Source organism: Aquimarina spongiae, from assembly GCF_900141785.1.
Classification (GTDB): Bacteria; Bacteroidota; Bacteroidia; order Flavobacteriales; family Flavobacteriaceae; genus Aquimarina; species Aquimarina spongiae.
Genome location: NZ_FQYP01000005.1, coordinates 238,939 through 264,186, shown reverse-complemented (window position 1 = coordinate 264,186; position 25,248 = coordinate 238,939). Strand labels below are relative to the sequence as shown.

The 25,248-nt window shown below is 35.5% G+C and carries 30 protein-coding genes; 10 read left to right on the top strand and 20 right to left on the bottom strand.

Annotated features, from left to right (window positions below):
• Positions 1–3: 3 nt before the first annotated feature.
• Positions 4–603 (bottom strand): LysE family translocator, encoded by a 600-nt coding sequence (locus BUE24_RS12885; RefSeq protein ID WP_073316434.1) that lies wholly within the window; start codon positions 601–603, stop codon positions 4–6.
• Between the two features lie 157 nt (positions 604–760).
• Here BUE24_RS12885 and BUE24_RS12880 point away from each other — a divergent pair, with 157 nt between their 5' ends.
• From BUE24_RS12880 to BUE24_RS12860, 5 genes are all read left to right on the top strand, one after another.
• Positions 761–2,674 (top strand): DUF294 nucleotidyltransferase-like domain-containing protein, encoded by a 1,914-nt coding sequence (locus tag BUE24_RS12880; protein ID WP_073316433.1) that lies wholly within the window; start codon positions 761–763, stop codon positions 2,672–2,674.
• Between the two features lie 2 nt (positions 2,675–2,676).
• A complete protein-coding gene (locus BUE24_RS12875; protein ID WP_073316432.1) occupies positions 2,677–3,345 on the top strand; it encodes a 3'-5' exonuclease in 669 nt (222 codons plus the stop codon).
• 90 nt (positions 3,346–3,435) lie between these two features.
• Positions 3,436–3,921: an acyl-CoA carboxylase biotin carboxyl carrier protein subunit gene (locus tag BUE24_RS12870; protein ID WP_073316431.1), complete on the top strand. Its 486-nt coding sequence runs from the start codon at positions 3,436–3,438 to the stop codon at positions 3,919–3,921.
• A gap of 4 nt (positions 3,922–3,925) precedes the next feature.
• Positions 3,926–5,368 (top strand): acetyl-CoA carboxylase biotin carboxylase subunit, encoded by a 1,443-nt coding sequence (gene accC / locus BUE24_RS12865; protein ID WP_073316626.1) that lies wholly within the window; start codon positions 3,926–3,928, stop codon positions 5,366–5,368.
• 3 nt (positions 5,369–5,371) lie between these two features.
• Complete coding sequence (locus tag BUE24_RS12860) at positions 5,372–6,913, top strand: acyl-CoA carboxylase subunit beta (protein WP_073316430.1); 1,542 nt, start codon at positions 5,372–5,374, stop codon at positions 6,911–6,913.
• 96 nt (positions 6,914–7,009) lie between these two features.
• Here BUE24_RS12860 and BUE24_RS12855 read toward each other — a convergent pair whose 3' ends face one another.
• The 4 genes from BUE24_RS12855 to BUE24_RS12840 all read right to left on the bottom strand — a co-directional run bounded on the left by BUE24_RS12855 (position 7,010) and on the right by BUE24_RS12840 (position 9,536).
• A complete protein-coding gene (locus tag BUE24_RS12855; protein ID WP_073316429.1) occupies positions 7,010–7,852 on the bottom strand; it encodes an NmrA family NAD(P)-binding protein in 843 nt (280 codons plus the stop codon).
• Positions 7,853–7,872: 20 nt separating this feature from the next.
• Positions 7,873–8,367 (bottom strand): anthrone oxygenase family protein, encoded by a 495-nt coding sequence (locus BUE24_RS12850; RefSeq protein ID WP_073316428.1) that lies wholly within the window; start codon positions 8,365–8,367, stop codon positions 7,873–7,875.
• A gap of 25 nt (positions 8,368–8,392) precedes the next feature.
• Entirely contained in the window at positions 8,393–8,587 is a 195-nt protein-coding gene (locus tag BUE24_RS12845; protein ID WP_073316427.1) for a hypothetical protein, read from the bottom strand.
• A 94-nt stretch (positions 8,588–8,681) separates the two neighbouring features.
• Complete coding sequence (locus BUE24_RS12840) at positions 8,682–9,536, bottom strand: helix-turn-helix domain-containing protein (RefSeq protein ID WP_073316426.1); 855 nt, start codon at positions 9,534–9,536, stop codon at positions 8,682–8,684.
• A gap of 279 nt (positions 9,537–9,815) precedes the next feature.
• On the opposite strand from BUE24_RS12840, the gene BUE24_RS12835 reads away from it, so the two are divergent.
• Genes BUE24_RS12835 through BUE24_RS12820 form a run of 4 tightly spaced genes read left to right on the top strand, consistent with a single transcriptional unit; the run spans position 9,816 to position 12,165 of the window.
• Complete coding sequence (locus BUE24_RS12835; protein ID WP_084549519.1) at positions 9,816–10,916, top strand: serine hydrolase domain-containing protein; 1,101 nt, start codon at positions 9,816–9,818, stop codon at positions 10,914–10,916.
• 19 nt (positions 10,917–10,935) lie between these two features.
• Entirely contained in the window at positions 10,936–11,265 is a 330-nt protein-coding gene (locus BUE24_RS12830) for a hypothetical protein (RefSeq protein ID WP_073316425.1), read from the top strand.
• Positions 11,255–11,821 (top strand): RNA polymerase sigma factor, encoded by a 567-nt coding sequence (locus BUE24_RS12825; protein WP_084549517.1) that lies wholly within the window; start codon positions 11,255–11,257, stop codon positions 11,819–11,821. Before BUE24_RS12830 ends, BUE24_RS12825 begins: the two co-directional genes overlap by 11 nt.
• A complete protein-coding gene (locus BUE24_RS12820) occupies positions 11,818–12,165 on the top strand; it encodes a hypothetical protein (protein WP_073316424.1) in 348 nt (115 codons plus the stop codon). Before BUE24_RS12825 ends, BUE24_RS12820 begins: the two co-directional genes overlap by 4 nt.
• Positions 12,166–12,249: 84 nt before the next feature.
• On the opposite strand, the gene BUE24_RS12815 is transcribed toward BUE24_RS12820, so the two are convergent.
• From BUE24_RS12815 to BUE24_RS12775, 9 genes are all read right to left on the bottom strand, one after another.
• Positions 12,250–12,753 carry a hypothetical protein gene (locus BUE24_RS12815; RefSeq protein WP_073316423.1) on the bottom strand — a complete coding sequence of 168 codons (504 nt, stop codon included), beginning with the start codon at positions 12,751–12,753 and terminating at the stop codon, positions 12,250–12,252.
• A gap of 8 nt (positions 12,754–12,761) precedes the next feature.
• Positions 12,762–13,286 (bottom strand): DinB family protein, encoded by a 525-nt coding sequence (locus BUE24_RS12810; RefSeq protein ID WP_073316422.1) that lies wholly within the window; start codon positions 13,284–13,286, stop codon positions 12,762–12,764.
• Positions 13,287–13,311: 25 nt separating this feature from the next.
• The gene (locus BUE24_RS12805) at positions 13,312–13,788 is read right to left on the bottom strand and encodes an SRPBCC family protein (protein ID WP_073316421.1); all 477 of its coding nucleotides are present in this window, start codon (positions 13,786–13,788) and stop codon (positions 13,312–13,314) included.
• Between the two features lie 74 nt (positions 13,789–13,862).
• Positions 13,863–14,660 carry a leucine-rich repeat domain-containing protein gene (locus BUE24_RS12800; RefSeq protein ID WP_139241990.1) on the bottom strand — a complete coding sequence of 266 codons (798 nt, stop codon included), beginning with the start codon at positions 14,658–14,660 and terminating at the stop codon, positions 13,863–13,865.
• Positions 14,657–14,842: a hypothetical protein gene (locus BUE24_RS12795; protein ID WP_073316419.1), complete on the bottom strand. Its 186-nt coding sequence runs from the start codon at positions 14,840–14,842 to the stop codon at positions 14,657–14,659. The genes BUE24_RS12800 and BUE24_RS12795 overlap by 4 nt, the downstream gene beginning before the upstream one ends.
• A 22-nt stretch (positions 14,843–14,864) precedes the next feature.
• Positions 14,865–15,344 (bottom strand): DinB family protein, encoded by a 480-nt coding sequence (locus BUE24_RS12790; protein WP_073316418.1) that lies wholly within the window; start codon positions 15,342–15,344, stop codon positions 14,865–14,867.
• A gap of 5 nt (positions 15,345–15,349) precedes the next feature.
• The gene (locus BUE24_RS12785) at positions 15,350–15,844 is read right to left on the bottom strand and encodes a DUF1648 domain-containing protein (protein WP_073316417.1); all 495 of its coding nucleotides are present in this window, start codon (positions 15,842–15,844) and stop codon (positions 15,350–15,352) included.
• Between the two features lie 34 nt (positions 15,845–15,878).
• The gene (locus BUE24_RS12780) at positions 15,879–16,643 is read right to left on the bottom strand and encodes a cyclase family protein (protein WP_073316416.1); all 765 of its coding nucleotides are present in this window, start codon (positions 16,641–16,643) and stop codon (positions 15,879–15,881) included.
• A gap of 167 nt (positions 16,644–16,810) precedes the next feature.
• Entirely contained in the window at positions 16,811–18,031 is a 1,221-nt protein-coding gene (locus tag BUE24_RS12775) for a S8 family serine peptidase (protein ID WP_073316415.1), read from the bottom strand.
• 685 nt (positions 18,032–18,716) lie between these two features.
• On the opposite strand from BUE24_RS12775, the gene BUE24_RS12770 reads away from it, so the two are divergent.
• Positions 18,717–19,100, top strand: coding sequence for a hypothetical protein (locus BUE24_RS12770; RefSeq protein WP_073316414.1), 384 nt, complete (start codon positions 18,717–18,719; stop codon positions 19,098–19,100).
• A gap of 99 nt (positions 19,101–19,199) precedes the next feature.
• Here the strand turns inward: BUE24_RS12770 and BUE24_RS12765 are convergent, their stop codons facing one another.
• The 6 genes from BUE24_RS12765 to BUE24_RS12740 all read right to left on the bottom strand — a co-directional run bounded on the left by BUE24_RS12765 (position 19,200) and on the right by BUE24_RS12740 (position 25,244).
• Positions 19,200–19,529, bottom strand: a complete 330-nt coding sequence (locus tag BUE24_RS12765; protein WP_342039430.1) for a GNAT family N-acetyltransferase — start codon at positions 19,527–19,529, stop codon at positions 19,200–19,202.
• Positions 19,522–19,719, bottom strand: coding sequence for a GNAT family N-acetyltransferase (locus BUE24_RS24155; RefSeq protein WP_211483318.1), 198 nt, complete (start codon positions 19,717–19,719; stop codon positions 19,522–19,524). The genes BUE24_RS12765 and BUE24_RS24155 overlap by 8 nt, the downstream gene beginning before the upstream one ends.
• Before the next feature lie 47 nt (positions 19,720–19,766).
• Positions 19,767–21,674 (bottom strand): acetate--CoA ligase, encoded by a 1,908-nt coding sequence (gene acs / locus BUE24_RS12760; protein WP_073316413.1) that lies wholly within the window; start codon positions 21,672–21,674, stop codon positions 19,767–19,769.
• A gap of 296 nt (positions 21,675–21,970) precedes the next feature.
• Positions 21,971–22,333 (bottom strand): response regulator transcription factor, encoded by a 363-nt coding sequence (locus BUE24_RS12750; RefSeq protein WP_073316411.1) that lies wholly within the window; start codon positions 22,331–22,333, stop codon positions 21,971–21,973.
• Between the two features lie 27 nt (positions 22,334–22,360).
• Entirely contained in the window at positions 22,361–25,045 is a 2,685-nt protein-coding gene (locus tag BUE24_RS12745) for a sensor histidine kinase (RefSeq protein WP_073316410.1), read from the bottom strand.
• Positions 25,038–25,244, bottom strand: a complete 207-nt coding sequence (locus BUE24_RS12740) for a hypothetical protein (protein ID WP_244548142.1) — start codon at positions 25,242–25,244, stop codon at positions 25,038–25,040. Before BUE24_RS12740 ends, BUE24_RS12745 begins: the two co-directional genes overlap by 8 nt.
• Positions 25,245–25,248: the final 4 nt, after the last annotated feature.

Genomic DNA, 25,248 nt, shown 5'->3' with positions numbered 1-25,248 from the left:
CGTTTACCAAACCAGGTATAGCAATCTGATAGAGAACAAAATAAGAATAACACCAGTGAGTCTAAAAAAGATAGTTAGTCTTTTGAGTGAAATAAATCGCTTGACTTTTTTGGATAAAAACACTTTTAATAAATCAGTAGTTAAAATCCCCAACAAAATAAAAGTCATAAACAATAGTAAAGAATAGCGCTCTGGATACTTATGTTTCCCATAATTAAAAGCGCTAATCCAAACCACAAAAACAAAAGGATTGAAGAAATTAACACTAAATCCTTTTAAGAAAAAAGCTCTAAGATTCATTGAGCTAGCCGTCATTTCAGAAGTAATCTCTGCTTTCTTCAGCAAATAGCTTATACCCAAAATTAGAATAATGATACTTCCTACAACTCCAATCCAGAATTGATTCTTTTCAATAGTAATAACCGAAGAAAGGCCATAATAGCACAATGCAACGCAGATGATATCACTTACTATGATCCCCAAGGCAACCGCCACACCTGCCTTCACTCCCGACTGAAGACTACTATTAAGTAACAAAAAGAAAACAGGACCTATAAAGATCACCATTCCCAAACCGATTACGTAACCTTCTAGAATTGACATGAGTTATAAAATCACAATTTACAATCTGTAAATATAAATATTAAAGTCTTTCTTTTTCAAAATTCAGTGAGTCAAGAAATTAGAAGTAAGATCAACTATCCTTCAAAACATGATAATCCTCATAAAAAGACCATTGCTTTTTGAATACATTGATAGCATGAAAAATACAATAGCTGAAAGAGTTTTCGATTTTTTGAAGGATTTTCCACCCTTTGATTGTCTTGAAAGCAAAGATTTGGAAATTATATCGAGAAATGTAACCATACGATATATCCCAAAGAATGAAAATGTTTTTACTACCGATGAGGAAGTCCACGATCATTTTTATGTAGTAAAAGATGGTGCTATTGGTATTTTTAGAAATAAAGATAAGGTCTTGGTAGATCAATGTGATGAAGGTGATATTTTTGGACTTCGCGCACTTATACGAAAAGGGCATTATATATTGAACGCAGAAGCCATAGAAGAAAGCATCATATACTGTATTTCTTCAGAACTTCTTGAAAACAACATTACCATCAATGCAAAGGCCAATAAATATTTATTAGCGAGCTTTGTCTCCAATATTAGGAATCCTTATGCTCATGAGAACATTGATTTTCTGGAAAATCAGGTAGAGAACATTCAGCAAAGTAAAACACATTTTACCGAACTTCATTCTGTGTCATATTCCAAAGATCCGGTGACATGCTTACCAAATGTTACCATAAAATTAGCAGCCCAGGTGATGAGCTCAAAAAAAATTGGTTCTATTATTATAACTGATGCTGAAAAACCTTTAGGTATTGTAACGGATAAAGATTTACGAACTAAGGTCGCTACTGGGGCTTTTTCTATTGATGACAATGTTGATCAAATTATGTCTTCGCCTGTCATTGCATTTGCTAAAGACATCACTGTAGCAGAAGCCCAAATCGCAATGCTACAACACAAAATTTCGCATTTATGTATCACAGAAGATGGTACAGCTAATTCTAAGCTTCTTGGCATCTTATCAGAGCATGATATTGTGGTTTTACAAAGCAATACTCCTACCGTACTCATCAAAGCTATAGAGCGCAGTAGTACCGATCAAGAACTAAAGTACATCCGCCAAGGTATACAAGAATTACTTCTTGGATACATGCAACAACAGATTCCTATTCCCTTCATTTTAAAGATCATTGCTGTGCTAAACAAAGCTGTTATAGAAAAAGCAGTTTTACTTTCTTTAGCAGAAATGCATTCTCCCCCTCCAGTCGAATTTACATTCCTGGCATTAGGAAGTCAAGGTAGAAATGAGCAACTACTTCTTACCGATCAGGACAACGCATTAATTTTTAAGGACGTTCCCGAAGAAAAGTATACCGAAACCAAAAACTATTTCCTCACTCTTGCTCTTAAAATAAATCACAAATTGAATACGATAGGTTTTGAGTATTGTCCAGCAGAAATGATGGCTAATAATCCGAAATGGTGTTTGTCGGTATCTCAATGGAAACAACAGTTTCACAATTGGATTACAACTCCCGACAAGGATCAAATTATGTTATGCACGATTTTTTTTGATTATGATTTTGTTTATGGAGATAATTCGTTGGTCAAAGAACTTTCTGAAAGTATTTTCGAATCTATCAAAAACTATAATATTTTTCTGAATTTCCTCGGATTAGATGCATTAAAAAACCCTCCTCCACTAAGTTTTTTTAGACAATTTCTGGTGGAGTCCAGCGGAGAACACAAGGATCAATTTGACATTAAATCCAGAGCAATAATGCCATTGGTGGATGCCGCTCGATTACTGGTCTTATCCCATAATTTTAAAGAGCATAACAATACCGTACTAAGATATCAAAAGCTTGCCCAAATAGAACCTCAAAATAAGACTTTGTATCTATCTTGTATTACTGCTTTTCAAGTATTGACAAAATTTAGAACCCTTCATGGTCTTCAACAAAATACTTCTGGTCGATTTATTGATTTGAAATCTATCACAAAAGAAGATAAACTAAAACTAAAACGATGTTTTACGGCCATAAAAGAAATACAACAACTCATACAAGTGCGATTTAATCTATCTCAAATATTATAATCATGTTTCCATGGACTAAGAAAAAATCTTTACCAGAGTTTTGGATGAACTATGCCAATCATTTTCGCACGAAAAAGAAACTTCATTTGCAGACTACACGATTTGTAATTTTTGATACCGAAACAACAGGACTGCACATCAAAAATGATCGCATTTTATCTATTGGAGCAATTGGTGCTACTTCGCAAACCATGAATATTGGTGACACCCTCGAACTATATGTAAAGCAAGATGTTTACAATCCAAAAACCGCAGAAATTCATGGGATTCTAAAAGAAGGAAGTATGACAAGGGTGGAAGAAAAACAAGCCATAGTGTTTTTTTTAGAGTTTATTAAAGGCGCTATTTTGGTTGCTCATCATGCTGCCTTTGACATCAGTATGATTAATACCTGCCTGAAAAGGTTAAGTTTACCCAAGTTAAAAAACAAGGTATTGGATACCGGAGATTTGTTCAAAAAAACTACAATATGTCCTGATAAAAACAAACATTATTCTCTTGACGAATTGAGTGCAATTTTTAACATTAAAAAACAAGATAGACATACTGCTGCAGGAGATGCTTATATTACCGGAATCCTATTTTTAAAAATCGTATCTCATTTGATCCAAAAAAGGCATTTTTTTATCAAAGACCTATTCTTTAGGTCTAATCGAAAGGGTTTATTATGATATCCCTAATAAATTGAGAATAATTTTGCATTCGTTCTAAGAAATGGTTCTTTTAAATACCTATATTTAACGCCGAAAAAGAAACCTTATATGAGCGATACTTATAAAGTTAAGGTGAACCAAACCCACGAGTTCGAGTTTACCAAAAAAGACATCGATGCAACCGATGCCTTGTCTTCTACAGAAAACAAATTTCATGTAATTGACAATCACACTTCTTATCATACTGAAGTTATTGAATCTGATTTTAATCGTAAAGCATATACGGTTAGAGTGAATCATACTGATTACCAGGTAAACATTGCAGACGCTTTGGATATGCAAATAGCAGCAATGGGGTTCTCATTAGGATCTTCAAAACAGGTAAATGCTATCAAAGCACCAATGCCAGGCTTGTTACTGGACATCCATGTTGAACCCGGACAAGAAGTAAAAGAAGATGATCCTCTTTTAATTTTGGAAGCCATGAAAATGGAAAATGTGATTCTTTCTCCTAGAGAAGGTACTATCAAATCTATAGCTATTCAAAAAGGAGATGCTGTAGATAAAGGACAATTATTAGTTGAATTCGAATAAACTTATGAAAAAAATACTAGTTGCAAATAGAGGTGAAATCGCTTTACGAGTGATGAAAACCGCTAAAAAAATGGGGATTAAAACCGTTGCTGTTTACTCTACTGTAGATAGAAATGCTCCTCATGTGAGATTTGCAGATCAAGCGGTATGTGTTGGTGAAGCTCCGTCTAACCAATCATACTTATTAGGATCTAAAATTATTGAAATTGCCAAAGAACTTAATGTAGACGCCATACACCCAGGTTATGGGTTCTTGAGTGAAAATGCAGATTTTGCCGAAGAAGTTGAAAAGAATGGGCTGATTTTTATTGGTCCAAAATCTAAAGCCATACAAGTGATGGGAAGTAAGCTTGCTGCCAAAGAAGCAGTAAAAGCATACGATATCCCAATGGTACCTGGTATTGAAGAAGCCATAACCGACGTTGAAAAAGCAAAAGTTATCGCCAAAGATATTGGGTTTCCTATCCTGATCAAAGCGTCTGCTGGAGGTGGAGGAAAAGGAATGCGCGTTGTAGAAAAAGAAGAAGATCTGGAATCGCAAATGGAGCGAGCTATTAGTGAAGCGACATCTGCATTTGGAGATGGTTCAGTTTTTATTGAAAAATACGTGGGATCTCCTCGACATATAGAAATACAAGTAATGGCAGATAGCCACGGTAATGTTATTCACTTATTCGAAAGAGAATGTAGTGTACAGCGCCGTCATCAAAAGGTAGTAGAAGAAGCTCCATCTGCAGTACTTAGCCCAGAGCTAAGAACCCAAATGGGAGAAGCGGCTGTACGAGTAGCCAAAGCTTGTGATTATTTGGGAGCAGGAACCGTAGAGTTTTTATTAGATGAAAATCATAACTTCTATTTCCTGGAAATGAATACTCGTCTTCAGGTAGAGCACCCGGTAACGGAGTTGATCACTGGTGTTGATCTGGTAGAACTACAGATTAAAGTTGCTCGTGGAGAACAGCTTCCTATCACCCAAGAAGATCTAACTATTACAGGACATGCACTGGAACTAAGAGTGTATGCCGAAGATCCGCTAAACGACTTTTTACCGAGCGTCGGGCATTTAGATGTTTATCAAATTCCTGAAGGAGAAGGTATCCGAGTGGATAACGGTTTTGAAGAAGGCATGGATATTCCTATTTACTACGATCCTATGCTGGCAAAATTGATCACCTATGGCAATACCCGAGAAGAAGCCATACAATTGATGATCAGAGCCATTGATGAATACAAAGTAGAAGGTGTACAAACCACTCTTCCTTTTGGAAAGTTTGTTTGTCAACACGAAGCTTTTACTTCTGGTAACTTCGACACCCACTTTGTAAAAAAATACTATTCGGCAGACAAGATTGAAGCTGCGGCAGCGCAAGAAGCTAAAATTGCGGCTATCGTAGCCATGAAACAATATATTAAAGACCAAAAAACGTTACGTATCCCAACGCATTAATTTATGGACGACAAGATTAAAACATTACAAGAAAAAGTTGCTCTGGCAAAACTAGGCGGAGGTGAACAACGTATCGAAAAGCAACACGCAAAGAAAAAGTTAACCGCTCGAGAACGTATCGCTTATTTACTGGACGAAGGATCTTTTGAAGAAATTGGCATTCTCGTTACCCATAGAACCACAGATTTCGGAATGGAAAAAGAAATCTATTATGGAGACGGTGTGGTTACTGGATACGGAACCGTAAACGGTAGATTGGTTTATGTTTTTGCACAGGATTTTACCGTTTTTGGTGGAGCTTTATCTGAAACTCATGCTGAAAAAATATGTAAAATCATGGATCTTGCTGTAAAAGTAGGAGCACCTATGATAGGTTTGAATGACTCTGGTGGAGCACGAATTCAAGAAGGAGTAAGATCTCTGGGTGGATATGCCGATATATTTTATCGCAATGTACAAGCATCTGGAGTAATTCCTCAAATCTCTGCCATTATGGGTCCTTGTGCAGGTGGAGCAGTATATTCTCCTGCTATGACAGATTTTACGATGATGGTAGAAGACACCAGTTACATGTTTGTAACCGGACCAAACGTCGTAAAAACAGTTACTAATGAAGAGGTTACTTCTGAAGAACTTGGAGGAGCGAGTACGCACTCAACAAAATCTGGAGTAGCTCATGTGACTTCTGCAAACGACATTGAATGTCTCGAAGATGTGAAGAAACTTTTAAGCTATCTACCACAGAGTAATGCTGAGTTTCCAGAAGCACTACCTTTTACACCGGGAGAAGAGATTCGCGAGGAGTTGAGTACTATTGTACCTGACAACCCGAACAAGCCTTATGACATGCATGATGTAATTCAAGGAATTATTGATGAAGATTCATTTTATGAAATCCACAAGGATTATGCAGAAAACATCATTGTTGGTTTTGCACGTCTTGGCGGAAAAAGCATAGGAATTATAGCTAACCAACCCTTATTCTTGGCAGGAGTGTTGGATGTAAACAGTTCGAAAAAAGCGGCTAGATTTACTCGTTTTTGTGACTGTTTTAATATCCCTCTTTTGGTACTTGAAGATGTTCCTGGATTCTTACCAGGTACGGATCAGGAATGGAATGGAATTATCGTTCATGGAGCCAAGTTGCTATATGCGCTTAGCGAAGCTACGGTTCCAAGAGTTACTGTAATTACCAGAAAAGCATACGGTGGAGCTTATGACGTGATGAACTCAAAACATATTGGAGCTGACCTTAACTTTGCCTGGCCAACGGCTGAGATTGCTGTAATGGGTGCCAAAGGTGCCAGTGAAATTATTTTCAGAAAAGAGATTAAAGCGGCAGATGACCCTGAGGCTAAATTGGCAGAAAAAGAAGCAGAATATGCAGATAAATTTGCCAATCCTTATCGAGCAGCACAACGCGGATTTATTGACGAAGTTATTCTACCAAAAGATACACGCAGAAAGTTAATTAAAGCGTTTAGTATGCTTGAAAACAAAGAGGTAGATCAACCGAAAAGAAAACATGGGAATATTCCTTTGTAATTCCATAAACACTAGATAAACGTTATTTAAAACTTTATCACCATATCAAATCGGGGATAGCTTTAGTTTAAGTTATCCCCGATTTTAATATCCGTTCTATGCTACACGTTCTCCTACATTCCACACATCTGTAGCTGCAGCATTTGCCACATACTCTTCAAAACGTATTGGTTTTCTTCCTAATACTTTTTCAATATCATTAGTGATTTCAGCATTTTTTGGATTACCTAATACTTCGGTAAACAAATATTCGATCAACCAAACAAAGTCTTCTGGTAAATTGGCTTTACGCATTCCATCACCATATTCCTGAACGGTAATGGGAACAAAAGTTATCGGACGATTAATCGTTTTGGAAATCATATCGATCGCCTGTTTAAAAGTAAGTGTTTCAGATCCGGTAAGTTGATAAATATTTCCATTGTGAATATTATCCAAAAGTGCTTTTACGGCTACCTCAGCGATATCATCTGCATCCACAAAAGGAATTTTAACCTCAGCTTGTGGTAGTGCAACAAACCCATCTAAAATAGGCTCTAATATAAAGTTCTCACTAAAATTTTGATTGAACCAACTCGCTCTAACAATGGTATAATCTAATCCAGAGTGGATAACCACTTGCTCACACAACTCTGCCTCTCGTTCTCCTTTACCTGACAAAAGCACCAATTTTTTTACGGATGCTTTTTTAGCTTCTCGAACCAATTGTTCTATCGCTTTTAATGCTCCAGGTACGGCCAAATCAGGTTGATAAGTGATATACACCTTTTCCATTCCTCGTAACGCCTGTGCCCAATTATCAGGTTGATGCCAGTCAAAAGAAGGATTTGCCGACCGAGAGCCTATCCGTACATTGTGACCTAACTCTTCTAACAAGCTTACTATTCTTCGTCCTGTTTTTCCGGTTCCTCCGATAACTAAAATGTTTTCTGTTTTCATTTTTTTGTTTTTAATTATTACTATTTATGAAATAAAATACCTGTGAGTAATAGGGCAAATGCCGTAAATGAACTCACAGTACGAATCATATGCCAACGATTCCATGGTTTTTCGAAAGCAGTTCGTAAATCTGTTAATTGATTTGCTGAAGCTTGATTTAAAATAGTTTTATCAAGCATTTCGTTTAGAGGTACATTTTTAAATATGGTAACCAAGCCTACTCCTACAAAAAACAATAAGGCCGCCATAACAAAAGACCAAAATATGTTTGAATTCATGTCTCTATGGAGATATACGTTCAAAAAAAGGAGTAACGAAGGAGTAAAAAAGACCAACAAAAAGCTTGGGTTGATAATGGCTCTGTTCATGGCTTGAAAGGATTGTAAAAATGCCAGATTATCCAATCGACCAATGCCAGTAGTTATAGCATTGGACCAGGTAAAGCAAAGTCCCGCCGTTAATCCAACGCCTAAAATACTTAAGAGTAATACTAAAGATTTGAATGTGATGTCCATAAGAATAGTTTTTGCTGTTATTGAATTAGATATTTTTATAGATGATTGTGACAGAATTTTCTCCAGTGATTGACCTAAAGGTGGATTCAACTTCTGAAGTAATTACAACTTGTAAATTGCCTTGACTAAAAGATTGAACGGTTGCGTTGCCTTCAACCTCAACCGAAGAAGGCATGAACAATGTGATGGTTCCTAGAAAATATTCGAGTACGGCTATCATCGTTTACAGTTTTTGTGATTCGATGAAGCAAAATTCTGAAGAAAGTGCTGGGATTATTTATCCCAAAAGAAGTAAGATTTGTTCCAAAAGTGAATTACTTGATTTGACTTGGTCGATACCCAAATTTTTTAGCAAAAGCATTAGAGAAAGAACTTAAGCTATCATATCCTACCTGCCAAGCAGCTTCTTGCACAGTAGCTTTTTTGTCATTGATTAGTTTATGAGCAGCATCTAATCGTTCATTTTGAAGATATTTAAAGACCGGAACTCCAAAGACTGCCTTGAACTCTTTTTTAAGTTTGGTAGTATTGATCCCAATTTGCTTAGATAATTCGGTAAGTGTAGGTGGATTCTCTAGGTCAGAACGTAAAATATCCCTTACCCGATTTAATTTATCCCGATGATTGGGTTTTGCTTCTTTATCCTTTAGCAAAGCCAGCTGACCAAAAAAATGAGAAAGTAAAGCGGTGATCTGGCTTCGATAAAACATCATTTTTGTTTTACCCGTATAGGTATTCGTAAAAAAAGCATCTACGATACGTTCCATTTCTGGAGTCATAAAAAAGCTTGGTCCTTCGACATAATGATCTTTAGGTTGAACCAATTCCTGAAGAAGCTCGGTAAAAATTTCACCTTCTTGATTTGGTAAATTTTCAAGATGACGTAATGCGGTGGCGACCACAATACATTCCAAATTCTTGTTAGCCGAAACCGTATGTTTAAATTCTACGAATTTATCTGCATAGAAAGAAAGTGCCAACCCTTTGGTGTACACAAAATCCTTTTGGTTTTCTTTATAAGTAACCGATAGATCAACATTACCTGATCCATAAAAGGCTACTGCAATTATAGGTTCATCAAAATAGCACGCATCTACGGTCGTAACCTTAGATCTCGCTTCTTCTACCAAAATGACAAAATCATTGATATGAATAAAATCCCTGTTCATATAATTGTTGGATCACAATTGGTGGTTTCGGTTGTTGAATTTCAATAGTACCGAGTTCCCTTGTGTTATAAAGGTAATTAAAATCGAAATATATAAAACAGAACATTCTACTAAAACCTAATCCATTTTATTTTTAAAAACACCTTAATCACTGGAAAACAAATAATTAAACCTGCAAATCTAGTTGCAAACAATTATTTTGTAACCTTTTTCAATTCCGTTTTGTCCAATGATCGTGAATTCACAAAGAACTTTTTAATCACATTAAAATTTGACATCATGAATATTTTAAAAATATATACTCTAGTACTTTTTGTACTCTGTTATTGCTCCTCTTTTGGACAATCAGAACTGACCTCGTTTAAGGTCCCCGATGGAAGACAAATCCAAGCTCAACAATTGGATCAGAAACTACAGAAAGCTATGGATTCTATTGGTATACCAGGTGTTTCTATCGCGATTGTGAATCAAAATCAAATTGTATACAACAAAGCATTTGGAGTCACAAGTTTAAAAACGAAGGTGCCCGTAACCAAAAACACAGTATTTGAAGCAGCTTCTTTGTCTAAACCTCTATTTGCTTATTTTTTGATGCAAATGGCAGAAACAGAACGATTAGATCTAGACGAACCCTTTTACCCATACCTAAAAGCAATTTTTCCTGAAGGCGTTGTTGCACCCGAGTCTATGGAAGCTTATGCAAAACTAACCCCACGCATTGTGCTATCTCACGGAACAGGAATCCCTAATTGGGTAAAGGGTAAACCCATCAAAATTGCATTTGAACCTGGAACGGGATTTTCGTACTCGGGTGAGGCGTATCAACACCTGGGAGCTGCTTTTGGTACCAAATTAGGTCTTGGATGGGGTAAAAAACTGGATAGTCTTTTTATCAAGGAAGCCGCAAAACCTATCGGAATGCTCCATAGCTTGTACACTTGGGACACCATCTACGAAAAAGATATGGCCATTGGGCATATTGACGGCAAAGTCAATCCAGAGATCAATAGATTCAAAAAAGTAGGTCCAGGGTTTAGTTTACACTCAACTGCACATGATTACGCCCTATTTCTAATCGAAATGATGAATCCTAAACACATCCAAACATCTACCCGAGATGAAATGCTGAAAGAACACAATCATTTTAAAGCGGACAACAAATTATTAAAAGAAACCGGACAAACGGGTTGGGGTCTTGGGTTTGCGCAAAAACCAACTCCAAACGGATTGATGCATTTGCATACAGGGAATAATCAGGATTTTCAGGCATATGCCATGTTCATACCAAAACAAGAATATGGTTTTGTAATCTTTGGGAATTCTAATAATTTATTCCCGCTGTTAGAAAGTATAGAACAACTATTAGGAGAACACTTTTAAAAATTAAAAAATCAAAAATATGAACAGTTTAAATGAACTTTTAGCTATCCTATCAATCATAGTAGCTATTATCCTTGTAATATTTATTATAGCCCGATATACATACCTTATCAAAAAAACCATGATGGAGCATGGTATCTATCAAGAACAACAAAATAGTAAATTCAAATACCTTGATATTGGTTGTATTGTATTTGGACTTGGTATCGGACTACTCACCTCGTCTATCTTTACCACGATGAAGATCACTGAAGACACTATGGATTTATTGGTATGGGGTACTATTTTGGTATTCGCAGCAGGTGGATTGGTATTGGCACACTTTATCAGAAAGCGACTTGAAAAATAGCCCAGTACAAAGAGATTACGAGTTAATCCGTAAAATTAATGATGGTGATGCATCGGCATTTAGACAACTTGTTTATGTGCATAAAGATGTATCACTATCTCTTGCTATTTCAATTCTGAAAGATCACAATTTGGCAGAGGACGTCTTACAAGACGTATTTGTAAAGGTGTATCATAAAATACATACCTTTAAATTCAAATCTTCCTTTACCACCTGGTTATATAGAATTGTGGTAAACACAAGCTATAATGAATTAAAAAAGCGGAAAAGCACTTTTGCACTGGATGAACAAACCGCAGAAATACCAATAGTCGACAAAAGTAGTATTGATGAAGCAGATCAAAAAAAGTACATCAACCTTGCTTTAGAACGACTACGACCAGATGAGTCTTTGCTATTGCGTTTGTTCTATTTAAGTGAATTAAAAATCAAAGAAATTGAAAAAATCACGGGGTTTAAGACTTCCAAAATTAAAGTAGACTTACACCGTGGTAGAGAAAATATGTTATTTGAGTTAAAACAATTATTAGGGCCTGATTTAAAACATTTATTATGAAAGAAGAAGAACTAAAAAAGATCATCAGCAAAAGTACGGTAGCAACCTCTGATGATTTTTTAAACCATTTGATGCATCGTATTGACACGGAAAAAGAACTGAAAAAAGCATCCTTTTTAGGATCTTTCAAAAGTGTACTTATCGCTTGTTCCTTTCTTGGGTTGATTACAACCTTTGTTACTTACAAGTTCTTTTTGGGTACCGAAGGAATAATTAACGTACCCAAAGGTCCAATATTTGTAGGGATTACCTTGATCCTCCTTTTTGGAATCAACAGTATTGTAAAAACAAATCATAAACTACTCAAGGCGAAACAGAAAAAATTGATGTATTATAATCCATGATTACTATACAAAAAAGGATAAACATTCTAATATGCTTATCCTTTTGTAGCTTATAATACTAGAAATGTTCAATAGATACAAATGCTATGGTGCTTTTTGCAATATGTCTTCAAAATATTTTTGCCACTCTCCGTTTTTGAGTTGTTCTCCATATTCTATAAAATGCCCTTCTTCAGTTAACCCAAAAACGATTCTTTTACTTTGGCTAAAAGCAACAATGAATTTTCCATCCTGATAAATTCCTTTGTATTTCTTACCTCCTCTTCCTTTGGAATATGGTGTATAATAATAAGATCCTTCCTTTTCATCATAATGGATTACCGTATGTAATTGCAGTGACTGAGATTTCAAGTCAATAGTAATGATATTTTTATCCAGTTTGTACGCTACCTTTTCATATGCGGGTACTTTTACAATACTATCTTTTTGAAAAATACTGGATGTACCAATCCATTCTCCGATCATAAAACTCAGATTTCCCATTTTCTCTTCGCTTACCGATTGGCTATATCCTAGATTGAAGGTGAAGAAAACCATTGCAATCCACAAAAAAGGTTTCCATGTTCTATGTAATGTATTACTTCTCATATATTATTTTACTTTTTAAGTATTCCTAAATACGCTTCCCAGGGGCCTACCTCGCTTTTATACTGTTTGGCCATGACTCTGGTAATTTGAGAAATATGGCCTAAATCATGCACCACCCAGGTAGATAATAGCTCTTTTAAATTGGCCTCTCCTAGCTCTGGATGCACTCCTTTCATTCTTAATTTGGCGGCATCAATTTGCATCGCTTTGAGTTCTTCCAGATTTTTGTCTCTTAATTCCTTGAAAGCTTTCAATAAATCTTTAAGAGGGGTTTGTTGATTGGTTTGTAATTGCGCAAATCGATCAAAAGGTATAAATGTTTTGTTTTCACTTTCAGACAAAATCACCTTTGCTCTTGTTACCCAATCTGTCTTTTCACCATGAATCAAATGGCCTACGATTTCATATGGGCTCCAACTTTTTGGTCCTTCATTATTCTTTGTCCATTCATCGGATAATCCATCTAATAGCATTTCCAATACCAGAGGTGTTCTTTCTAAAATTTCTATTGATTTGTCGATGTCAAATGTCATATAAAATCTCTATGCTTAGTCATTTTTAACTTTGTCTATCTCTAAGTTCTTTAGGAAACTTGTCTCCTACCAAATGAAGTTGTATCCCATGCTCCAACCAGGCTTTTAGTCCCGCTAGCACCATAGTGAATCCTCCCGTTGTATCGATCAATAGGTGAATCAGCTTATCTCCCTGACCTTTCAATTCAGCATTAGTAATGGTAACATAAGTATCTTTTTCGGTAATCGCATCAAAACCCCAGGTTACCAGAGAATGGTCTTGTCCTTCTCCCCATTCGATCTCTATGGTTCTATTAGGTGTAATTTTTCTAACCAATACCGGTGCCTCTACATTGTACATATCCCAGCCCCATATCAGTTTTTCACCTTCTTTCAGTTTCCCAGAACTTCGGGTAAACCAGAATTTTGTGGTAATCGCCGGATCGATAAAGGCTTCAAATACTTTAGTAACAGGTTTCCGAATCATCATAGAAACCTTTGTGGATGTAATGGGTTCTTTCATTCTTATACTGTTATCTATATAATTTTCTCTTTGTTATTTCTCTTTCAATATAGAACAACATTTTTCTCTATGATCTAATTTAACAAATCAATTACATCAATGTTAACCGTCTCTTTTTTTAACTTATCCAATATTTCTTTTTTATAGTTGGTTCCATCGATATGTATCCATTCTATTGAATTTGATTTTTTCACTATTCTTAACAAATTATCATAGTCACGAAACTCTGTATTAAACTGTATGTTTATAGAAATTAAAGATGGTAATTCAGAAATACAATAAGGTATCTTATTCAGTTTTGTAGAATGTAAATCCAATATTTTTAATGATCTTAAATTACAAAAGTCATCAGATAAAAGATCCAAAGCACCTCCATTAATACTTAAGTGTTCCAGATTATATAAATTTATAAAGCCTTCAGGTAAATACCGAAATTTGGCTGAGGAAAAAGCAACTCGTTTTAATGACTGTATTTGAAATATTTCCTTTGGAAATCTAACCGCATTTCCCCAACTAAATTCTTCAAGTTTGCATAGTTGATCAAGACTTTTAGGAAAAATAAGGTCTGAAGTACCTGAAACAACTAGATATTTTAAATTAACCAATTCATTTAAATCTGTTGGGATATATTTCAATTTTGGACTTGAAATAGTTAATCTCTCCAAATTGATCAATTCTCCAATTCCTGCTGGAATAGAAATCAGTTCTTTTGAAGAAATATTTAAGGTTTTTAATGACTTTATCTTGAATATTTCTTGAGGAAAATTAGTATCAACATCTAATGTAATATATAAGTGTTTTAATTGTGTAAATTGATTAATCTCTGAGGGTATATTTTGGCTTGAAGCCAACCTAATATGTAATTCTGTCAAATTCCTGAATTCCTGAATTCCTGAATTCGATAATCTATTAGATTCGAATTAGAACTCTTATCCATCAAAATTAAACGCTCAACCTCTCCTGCTCTTGTTAATGCTTCCTCATAACTTTTGAAAACCTGAGAATTCACTTGAATCCCAACAAAAAGCAGAATAAGAAATAATTTTATATTCATTCTGTGTTAGCTTATATTTACTTTACTTAAACATCTTTCCATTCAGAAGTATTTTCTTTATCATCGCAATTTGTCCAAGATGATAATGGGTATGTTCTATAATTCCCATCATATTACGGTGGTAACTCCCATATTTTTCATCCACAAAACTTTTTTGTAATTGTTCTTCAGATAGTTTACCTAAAAGTTCGGTAAATTCATCTACTTCCCTCCAAGTTTTCTCCAATAAGGATTGCCAGCTTTCTTCAGAGTCGATGACAGGGCAATCAAAACTATACTTATCTCGTATCGTAAGCTCCCCTCCTTTCAGCACTTCAAGCACACCCCCTATATAATAACCAATATGATATACCAATATAGCAATAGTATTTAGATCATATAATTGGACAGTAGCTTGCTGCCAGGTAACACCTTCGAGTTGTTGATTGAGATTACTACCTGTCATATTTGGACCATAGAAAGCCTCTTTAAAGTGCCTGGCAAGTTGATATGCTGTTCTCATCTTATCTATTGTTTCTTTACAGATTGAAAAATAAAATAACCTATTGCACCAAAAATTAATCCAAGAAAAACGATCAAAAAGTAGTTTCCTAACCCCTGTTTACCGTATAAAGCATTTTGAATGGTGATGTAAATGATATAAGTAAAACTACCCATAATAATGGTTTTTATCGTTCGTACCATTTTGGCACCTATGGTATATTGTCTTACCTTGTTTTCTTCGGTGATATCATTTGGATAATTAAACAAATGAGGATATCGAGTTAAAACACTCAATCCTATATATAAAGCTATCCCCACAAGGGGTAAGGTCCAAATTACATTTTTTTGACCAAAGCCATCAGGTTCACCATCAACTCCATAATGACGGGGAATAGATTCTGGTAAATCATTATAATGTAAAATAGGCAGTGCGATCAATAATACTACCCCTAAAACACCGAGTATTTCTATAATAATGTCAAATCGGTCTAAGGTTAGCCTTACTTTTGGTGTATTCATATATTGTACATGTTTTTGATAATCCCTAACACAATTATTCTTCGAGCATTGCAACCACCCTAGCCGGAGCAGCCGATGCCCCAACAATTTTTAATGGAAACACGGCTATCTTAAAACCGGTATACGGAAGCGCATCCAAATTTACCAATTGTTCCATATGACAGTACTCCTTATCCCGCCCCACCAAATGAGCTTCCCAAAACAATTCTGGGTCATTTGTTTCTTTAGCTTTTTTAACCAAATACGGAAGCGGAAGATCCCAACCCCAAGAATCTATACCCATTACCTTTATACCCTGATCAATAAGCCAGGATGTAGCTTCAGCGCTCATCCCAGTTCCTACTTTATGAAAATCCTTGGTGCCATTAAATTTATCACGCCCAGTTTTAATCAAAACAATCATGTTAGGTTGTAAAACTAAGTCGTTTGTTTTCAAAAAAGATTCGATATCCGAGACGGTGATCGCATCAAAATCTTCTTTATGTTTCATATCGATAACTAGTCCATCTCCATAACACCAATCCAGCGGAATTTCATCTATAGTTTTTGATTTCTCTCCATTAGTAGTGGGTGAATAATGCCATGGAGCATCAATATGAGTTGTGGCATGCACTCCCATTTTTTGAATGGTATCATCTGCCCACCCCACAAATCCTTTTGGAAATAATTTGAAAGGAAGGCCAAAAATTCGAATCAGCCATTTTGCTTTTTTATGAGGTTTATGCTTAATCTTTACGCGCATAAACCAGGGATCATTCTTGTTGTACCTAATAGGTTTTGAGAGGTCTATTATTTTCATTTATGTCAGGTCAATTAGTGATCCTGAAAGTACAAAATTTACATTAGAAAATCTCTTCTTTTTGTGGCATGGCATCAGAATTATGTCGATTAGTTTTCAACATAAAAAAGAGGTTGGAATATTCCAACCTCTTTATTGCAAATACTATGAGATGATCTCTTTTTTTCCTAATTTAAGGTAGCAACCGGAGCACTTGTACCTCTTTTTGATACTGATCCACTTGTACCTGTACGATTTCCTCTCATTAATAATATTCCTGCTACGTGTGGCGATGCCATAGAAGTACCAGAAATTCTATTAAACTGACCGTTTAACCAAGTAGACCATACAGCCGTACCAGGAGCCCAACGATCTACACTTGCCCCGTAGTTAGAACTACCTGCGGCAGTTCTTGAACGAGTCATATTACCAATACACCAAGAGTTATTTGTACGTAATCTCTGTGGCGAATAAAACTGTGTGTCGTCATTACTATTTCCTGCTGCCATAGCTCCAATCGCTCTACTTTCAAGGTTTCTGAAAGCATTATCGATAGCCTGAGAAGTAGCTCTATTACGGAAACCTACACTGTAATTCCAAGTGTCTCCATTTCCAGCATTATTAGCTACATAGTCTACACCAGAAAGAATCCCTGATGTAGCACCACTACCTTGAGCATTTAATACTCTAACAGAAACTACTGTTGCTCCATAGGCAACTCCTATAACTCCTGAACCGTTGTTTCTCGCTGCAACAGTTCCTGCTACGTGAGTTCCATGTCCGTTTTGATCTTGCCAAGACCCACCAACAAAACTTCTACTTCTACCAGTATTAATATTTAGATCGCTATGTGGAGCAATACCACTATCGATAATCCAGCAAGTTCTACCGCTACCGTTAGCTCTTCCTACTAGTTGTACACCCCATGGTAAAAATTCTCCGTTAGGAAGTCCAACATCCTTAGTAGCACCTTTCTCACCTACTGTTGCAGGAAGTGAGCTTACAGGTTTACCCATATCCATATCCAATTTGTGGATATAATCTGGTTCTACAAATGCTACAGCAGGATCATTGCTAAGCAGTTCTGCTTCTTTTGCAGAAAGATTAGATACTGCAAAACCCTGAATAGCTGAGCTATATACTTGTTTCAAATTATCTTCCGAAATTGAGTATTTTAATAATGTTTGTTGGGATTTTGCTTGTATTTGAGCTTTTTCCCCATTAAAGGATTGATCTCCTTTATAGACTACGATATATTGTCCAGGCACCGCTTGATCTGCGCCTATATTTTCGAAAGAGTCGGTTTCAATTCCTGTTTCTAAATCTGTAACTTCAGCATCCTTTTCACAACTGTAAAAAAGAAAAGAAAAAGCTGTAAGTACACCTAAAATTCTAAGTTGAGTTTTCATTAATTTTTGATTTGTGTTAAATAATTAATTAAAGTTGAAATAGTTGAGATCTCATAATTAGCGGATTAAAAGTAGAGATTAATTCTTACACGTGAATACGGCAAAAACGTAGTTGAATAAAGGTTAAATTTGGTTTATCTCCTTCTCAGTCTGAGAAAACCTCACTCAATATTCAGTAATGCAATAATGTTGCATTACTGAATTTCAAAGAGTTAAACAAAAAAAAACATACTGTTAAAATGCATGGAAACAATCATGAAAAACCTAAGCAACCGATTAACGTATTTTCACTGTTAATTAACTTTATTTTAACAAAATTAACATCTTCAAGCGACCAAATGTTAATGTATGAACCATAAAATCAGTGCTATTACTCTTATTTTTCATTTAAAACAAGTCAAAAAAATTCCTACAACCTGCTTAATCATACATTATGTATTCAATTCTTACGATCTTGTAAGATTCAACTTAACATTTTGTTTAACCTTTACCACAAAGTACTTATACAATTAATTTGGTTTTTGGGACTATTTGGAGACATCAGTAATTCTACTGATTTACCAAAAAATGGTAATTCTACTCTTCTATTAGAACTACGATCCTCCTAATTTTGAAGTATACAATTCATTAAAGGCGGTATCTGAAAAGCCTATCTTAATAGAGTAGGAATCAAAACTTGAATATTATGGGATTTTACGGAAAAGAACCAGTAACACCAGAAAAGTGTAGTGTCACCTATTTGTGGACAGGGTTAAGAACTCCAGGTATATTTATCGTATCTGTTGAAGGAGACGCACCCAATTATTCCACCGGATTTAGCCTAGTACGTGATTCGCACTTTGTTGGTGGTTTAAAAATTGATGTTATGGGTTGGACTGGGCCACTGGGAAAAGGCACAACTCCATATAAGGTAAAACACTCTTTTGAAGGAGAATATCAATCCAAAGTTGTGATTTCTGCCTCAAACGGTAATTTTGTTGTAGATGTAAAAGAAGTACCTCATGATCAGGTAGATGATTACATCAAATCAAATACAGGGCAAGCCTCAGAGAACGCTTTAGTTTCCTAACAGTAATCAAAATACAACAGTATTTTAATTACCCTAAAACTACAAACCTATATCGCTTGGGAGAGCGATATAGGTTTATTAATGATTACTATCTGTTTTTTAAGCTATATCTGGGTGTACTCTGTAATACCGATGTTCATCCCAAATACGGTCATTTTTAATCACCGATTTTTTGAAGATTCCCTCTTTTTGATATCCGTTCTTCTCCAAAACCTTCATGGAAATTACATTGAATTCAAAAACCCCAGCAAATATTCGTCTTAAACCCAAGTTTTCAAACCCATACTTAGTGATTAAGGCAATAGCCTTGGTTGCAATACCCTTTCCCCAAAATGGTTCTCCTATCCAATAACCAATTTCAGCAGAATTCGTGTACACATCATCTTGAAAGATTAAGCTAATCACTCCACATAATTCCTCATTATAAATGATTCCAAAACCTCCCTGTTGGTTCCTTCTTAGACACCATATCTACGAATTCTATTGCATCTTTTTTTATATAAGGAGATGGGAAATAATCCCGAAGGTTATCCCATACTTTTTTATTGTTCGCCAATGCGGTCAAACATGCAACATCAGAAGACAGCAAAGGTCTTAACGTAACAAATTCATCTTTCAAAACGATTTTTTTAAAACAAAAGGGTTCTACACAAAAGCAACAATAATCTATAGCGCTTTTTCCATGATTTCTTCAACAACTTCAGGATTTAACAATGTACTTGTGTCGCCAAGATTACTAGTGTCTTTTGACGCTATTTTACGTAAAATACGCCTCATAATTTTACCACTTCTTGTCTTTGGCAATCCAGGAACGAACTGTATTTTATCCAGTTTGGCTATTGGCCCTATACGTTCCGTGATTTGTTGATTTACTTCTTTACTCAGGTTATTTCGATCTCTGGTTTCTCCTGTTTCTTTCAAAATGATATATCCGTATAGTGCATTTCCTTTTATATCATGCGGAAACCCTACAATTGCAGATTCTGCTACGGCCGGGTGTTCATTGATAGCATCTTCGATAGGCGCAGTACCCAAATTGTGTCCAGAAACAATAATAACATCATCTACCCTTCCTGTAATTCGATAGTATCCAACCTCATCTCTAAACGCCCCATCCCCTGTAAAGTATTTGTTTTCGAAAGCAGAAAAATAAGTTTCTTTATATCGTTGATGATTACCCCAAATCGTTCTGGCCATAGATGGCCAAGGAAATTTAATACACAATCGACCATCTACCTGATTCCCTTTAATTTCCTGACTATTCTCATCCATCAATGTAGGTTGTATACCCGGTAATGGTAAGGTCGCATAAGTGGGTTTGGTAGGTGTCGAAAATGGAATTGGGGAAATCATAATACCTCCTGTTTCTGTCTGCCACCAAGTATCTACAATCGGACTCTTCTTCTGCCCTACATGATCGTTATACCAATGCCAGGCTTCTTCATTAATAGGTTCCCCCACTGTTCCCAAAACTTTAATGCTAGATAGATCTCTCTGGGTAACATAATCCAGGTTTTCTTTTGCTAAAGCACGTATGGCAGTAGGCGCAGTATAAAACTGCGTTATTTTATGTTTTTGTACAATATCCCAAAATCTGCCAAAGTCCGGATACGAAGGTACCCCTTCAAACATAACTGTAGTTGCTCCATTTGCTAAGGGACCATATACAATATAAGAATGACCTGTGATCCATCCTATATCAGCAGTACACCAATAAATATCATCTTCTTTATATTGAAATACATTTTTAAAAGTATACGCAGTATACACCATATATCCTGCAGTGGTGTGTAGCATTCCTTTTGGCATCCCAGTCGATCCCGAAGTATATAAAATAAAAAGAGGGTCTTCGGCATCCATAACTTCAGGAACACATTCTTTATTTGCTTCTTCTAACAAGGGTTGTAACCAATAATCACGATCTGCTTTCATTTCAATATCAGAATCGATACGTTTGGCTACCAAAACAGTTTCTACTCCAGGACAATTGTCTAATGCATCATCTACAATTCCTTTAAGGTCTATCGTTTTGGCCCCACGGAACGACCCATCAGAAGTAATCACCATTTTTGCATCACAATCATTAATCCTGGTAGATAGCGCTGTTGCAGAAAAACCTGCAAATACCACCGAATGTACCGCCCCTATTCGCGCACAAGCCAAAACTGAAATAGCCAACTCAGGGATCATAGGGAGATAGATACAAACACGATCTCCTTTTTGAATTCCTTTTTTCTTCAACACATTTGCAAACTTACATACTCGTTCATGTAATTGTTTATATGTTATGTGTTGCGCATCTTCATTCGGGTCATTAGGTTCAAAAAGAATAGCTGTTTTATGTCCGCGATGACGAAGGTGTCTATCAATACAATTCTCTGTAATATTTAGTTTTGCTCCTTCAAACCAGGTAACCTCTGGCTTTGTAAAATCCCAGCTCAATACATTTTTCCATTTCTCTCTCCACATAAAGTGTTCTTCTGCCACTTCTGCCCAAAAGGTTTCTGGGTCTCTCACCGATTTTCGGTATACTTGATAATATTCTTCAAGATGTTTTATGTGATAATTACTCATTGTTGGTCTATTTTATATTCTTATTTATTTTGTTTTTTTGGTTTAAAAAGCCCAAACCAATTTGGATTAAGGAATTTCAATTTTATCAAAACCCAAAGGATCACAACGAAACACAATCCAATGACTATAGAATTTATAGCACTTATCTGAATTTGTGTCTCAAACAAAAACCTCAGATATAAAGAGGCGATAACATATACCCCAATAAAGATATCTGATGCTAAAGGTTTTAAAGATAATTTCATGGTTATCTATTTATAAATTATACTATCGTTGTTTGCGCACAACATCAAAAGTTAATTCAATAATTCATTAATTTCTGCCACCAGTTTTTTTACCGAAAAAGGTTTAGTTAAATATTTATCTGCTCCTAGCTTCAATCCTTTTTCGATGTCTGTGGCTTTATTTTTGGCCGAAAGAAATACTACTTTAGTATGCTCTAGGTTTTTATCATTTTTTATTTCTTTCAGTGTTTCGTATCCATCAACATTAGGCATCATAATATCTAAGAGCACTAGATCAGGAGTCTTTTCTTTTGCTATCTGCAATGCTTCGCTACCATCTCTAGCGATATATACTTCAAAATTTTTCTTTTTGAAGGCATATTCTAACGACATTACAATATTAGGTTCATCATCTACAATTAATATTTTCTTCATACGTTTTTAGCATTGACTCAAGGTTATCTATTTGGGGATAGTAAACAGAAAACGAGCTCCTTCTTTATATTTTTTATCCACCCAGATCTTCCCATTATGACTTTCTACAATTTTTTTACTAATCGCCAAACCTAATCCACTACCTATTGGTTTTTTGGTGTTCTGGTTTTTTGACTGGTAAAATTTATCAAAAATATAGCTCATTTCCTCTTTTGGGATACCTTTTCCGTTATCCTCTACAAGAATTTCTACCATTTGCCTTTTTTGTCGAACCTGTACTTTGATTTTTCCGGTGTTTTCACTAGAAAACTTCAGTGCATTTGATAATAGATTGGTGAGCACCTGGATGATTCGATCTTCGTCATAATTCGCCTTTATTTCATAATCATTTTCATGAACCAGCTCAACTCCTTTATTTTTGGCTATTTGTTCTACACCATGAATTGCTTTATCAATAGTTTGGCCTATTTCTCTATGCTCCATTTCCAAATGTTCCTGACCCATGGAAAGCTTTTCCAGATCCAGAATATTATGAATCAATCGTGTTAATCGATTAGAATCCATTACTATATTCTCTAAGAACTTTCTTTTTAAATCCTCTGGCATATCGTCTTCGTCTGTTAGCACTTCTGAAGCGGCTCGTATAGAGGTCACAGGTGTTTTAAGTTCATGCGCAATGGTATCCAAAAATTCATCTTTTAATCGATCTTGCTCTAGTAATTCTGTATTTGCAGTTTTCAGTTTCTCTGTTAGCTGAGTAAGCTCTTGGGATTTTTCTTGTAAGGCTTTATTGACCGCTATAGTCTCTTTCGATTCTTCTAATATCTTCAAAACTTCGAGAAGACTTACTGGTTCCTCTTTTGCTACACTACTGATCAGTATTCTAGCAGAAGCCGTACCTATACTCCCTGTAAGTAATTTTTCAGAAAACTTAATTAACCTGGCATCGGCCATTTGTTCCTCCTTAGAAATTCCGTATTTCAAATAAAAAGTATTCAGTGCTTTTTCTGTTCTTTTTTCTCCCAGGAAACGATTCAATACTTCTCTAATATCAGAAATAAAGGCTTCTCCTTTCCATACAAATGCTCCATCCTGCAGATTTGCATAATTACTACTATTCACAAACATTTCGGCATAATTACGTTCTCGGTAATTCCCTTTAGAAAGTAAAGAAATGATCAAAAAGCTTAGCGTATTAAAAAACATACTCCAGAAGAACGAATGTGCTTCTGGTCCCAAAAAATCCAATCCAAACAGTGCATATGGTTTTAATAATGCTATCCCGAATAATCCTTTTTCTACAAACAAATTATTACCGGTAAGCACATTAACTATAAGTGGTAAAATCAAGGTATAAATCACTACCGAAACTCCAACAATCATTCCTACTTTTACTGCTTTGGCAGATCCTCTATTCCAGAAAAGGCCTATGAAAAAAGAAGGTGCCAATTGGGCAATAACTGCAAATGAAATTAAACCAATAGAAAACAGGGATAACTCATAAGAAAAGTTGATGTAGAAAAAATAGGCCGCAATAATTAACGTAAAAATGGAAATGCGCCTTATGTTTTTGATATACTTAGCATTTTTTTCAGGATTCCCTTTGATAAACTTATCCAGAAATCCGTACGGAATAATCAAGTTATTACTTACCATTGTGGAAAGTGCTAAGGTAGAAACTACGACCATTGAGATTACAGCCGAAAATCCCCCAAGAAAAACCAATAAAGCAAGAAAAATATTTCCTTCTTGCAACGGAAGCAATAAGGTGTAATAATCGTGATTTACATCTCCTAAAACCTTCAGATTCCCTGCCCAAGCAATAAATATCACAAAGATATTGAACAACAGAAGGTATAATGGGAACATCCAAATGGCTTTTTTCAAATAGCGTTCCCGATCATTTTCTACGACTGCAACATGAAACTGTCGAGGTAAAAGAAATATGGCAAAAAAGGAAAGCATGATGGTAAACATCCAATTAAAACCAGATTCTAACCCATTGAAGGAGGTTATTTTTTTGAAATTTTCAAGCATAGCAGCCTGTTGGTATATGTCACCTGTTCCATCAAACATAAAAAAAGTAACATATATTCCTATCACCAGGAAAAAGGCCAGTTTTAGAATGGATTCTACAGCTACTGTGGTCATTATTCCTTTACGATGTTGAGAGGCATCTGCAGCTTGTGTTCCAAAAAAAGCAACAAAAACCGCAAGTAACACCGCTATATAAAATGTAGAGTCATCTACAATCAATGTAGAGTTATAACTTGTTTCATCTGTAATGATCTCAAAAGTCTCCGAAATTGCTTTTAGCTGCAGAGAAATATAAGGTACAATGGCAAACACACAGATAATGGTAACCAAAGCTCCCAAAAAACGATTGTTACCATATCGCAATGATATAAAGTCTGCAATACTCGATACTTTATGCTGTTTGGATATTCGGATAATTCTTCGCATTACCAATATCCACAGAGGAATCGAGATTACTGGCCCCAAATAGATAGTAAGAAAACTTATCCCTGATTGGGAGGCAATCCCAACACTTCCATAATAAGTCCAGGCCGAACAGTATACAGCCAACGACAATACATAGATATATGGGTTATTCACCCATTTGCTTTTTGAATTTTTTTCGGCCCAAAAGGCTACCAAAAACAAAAAGGTCAAATAGACAATAATGATAGATATCAATAGATAATTATTCATAGTGTCTATGCAAAATGATATATGAAATGAAAATTGCCAGTATCCATATGAGGAAAATAAAGAAATAGATCATCGGGAAACCAAAAATTTCGCCAGACTGATCAAAAATCAATACCAAAGGAACATTCCATAGTAAAAACAGCACAAATGATAGTACAATAAGTTTTTGCTGGTGTCTTTTTTTCATTTTTGAACTCATCCTA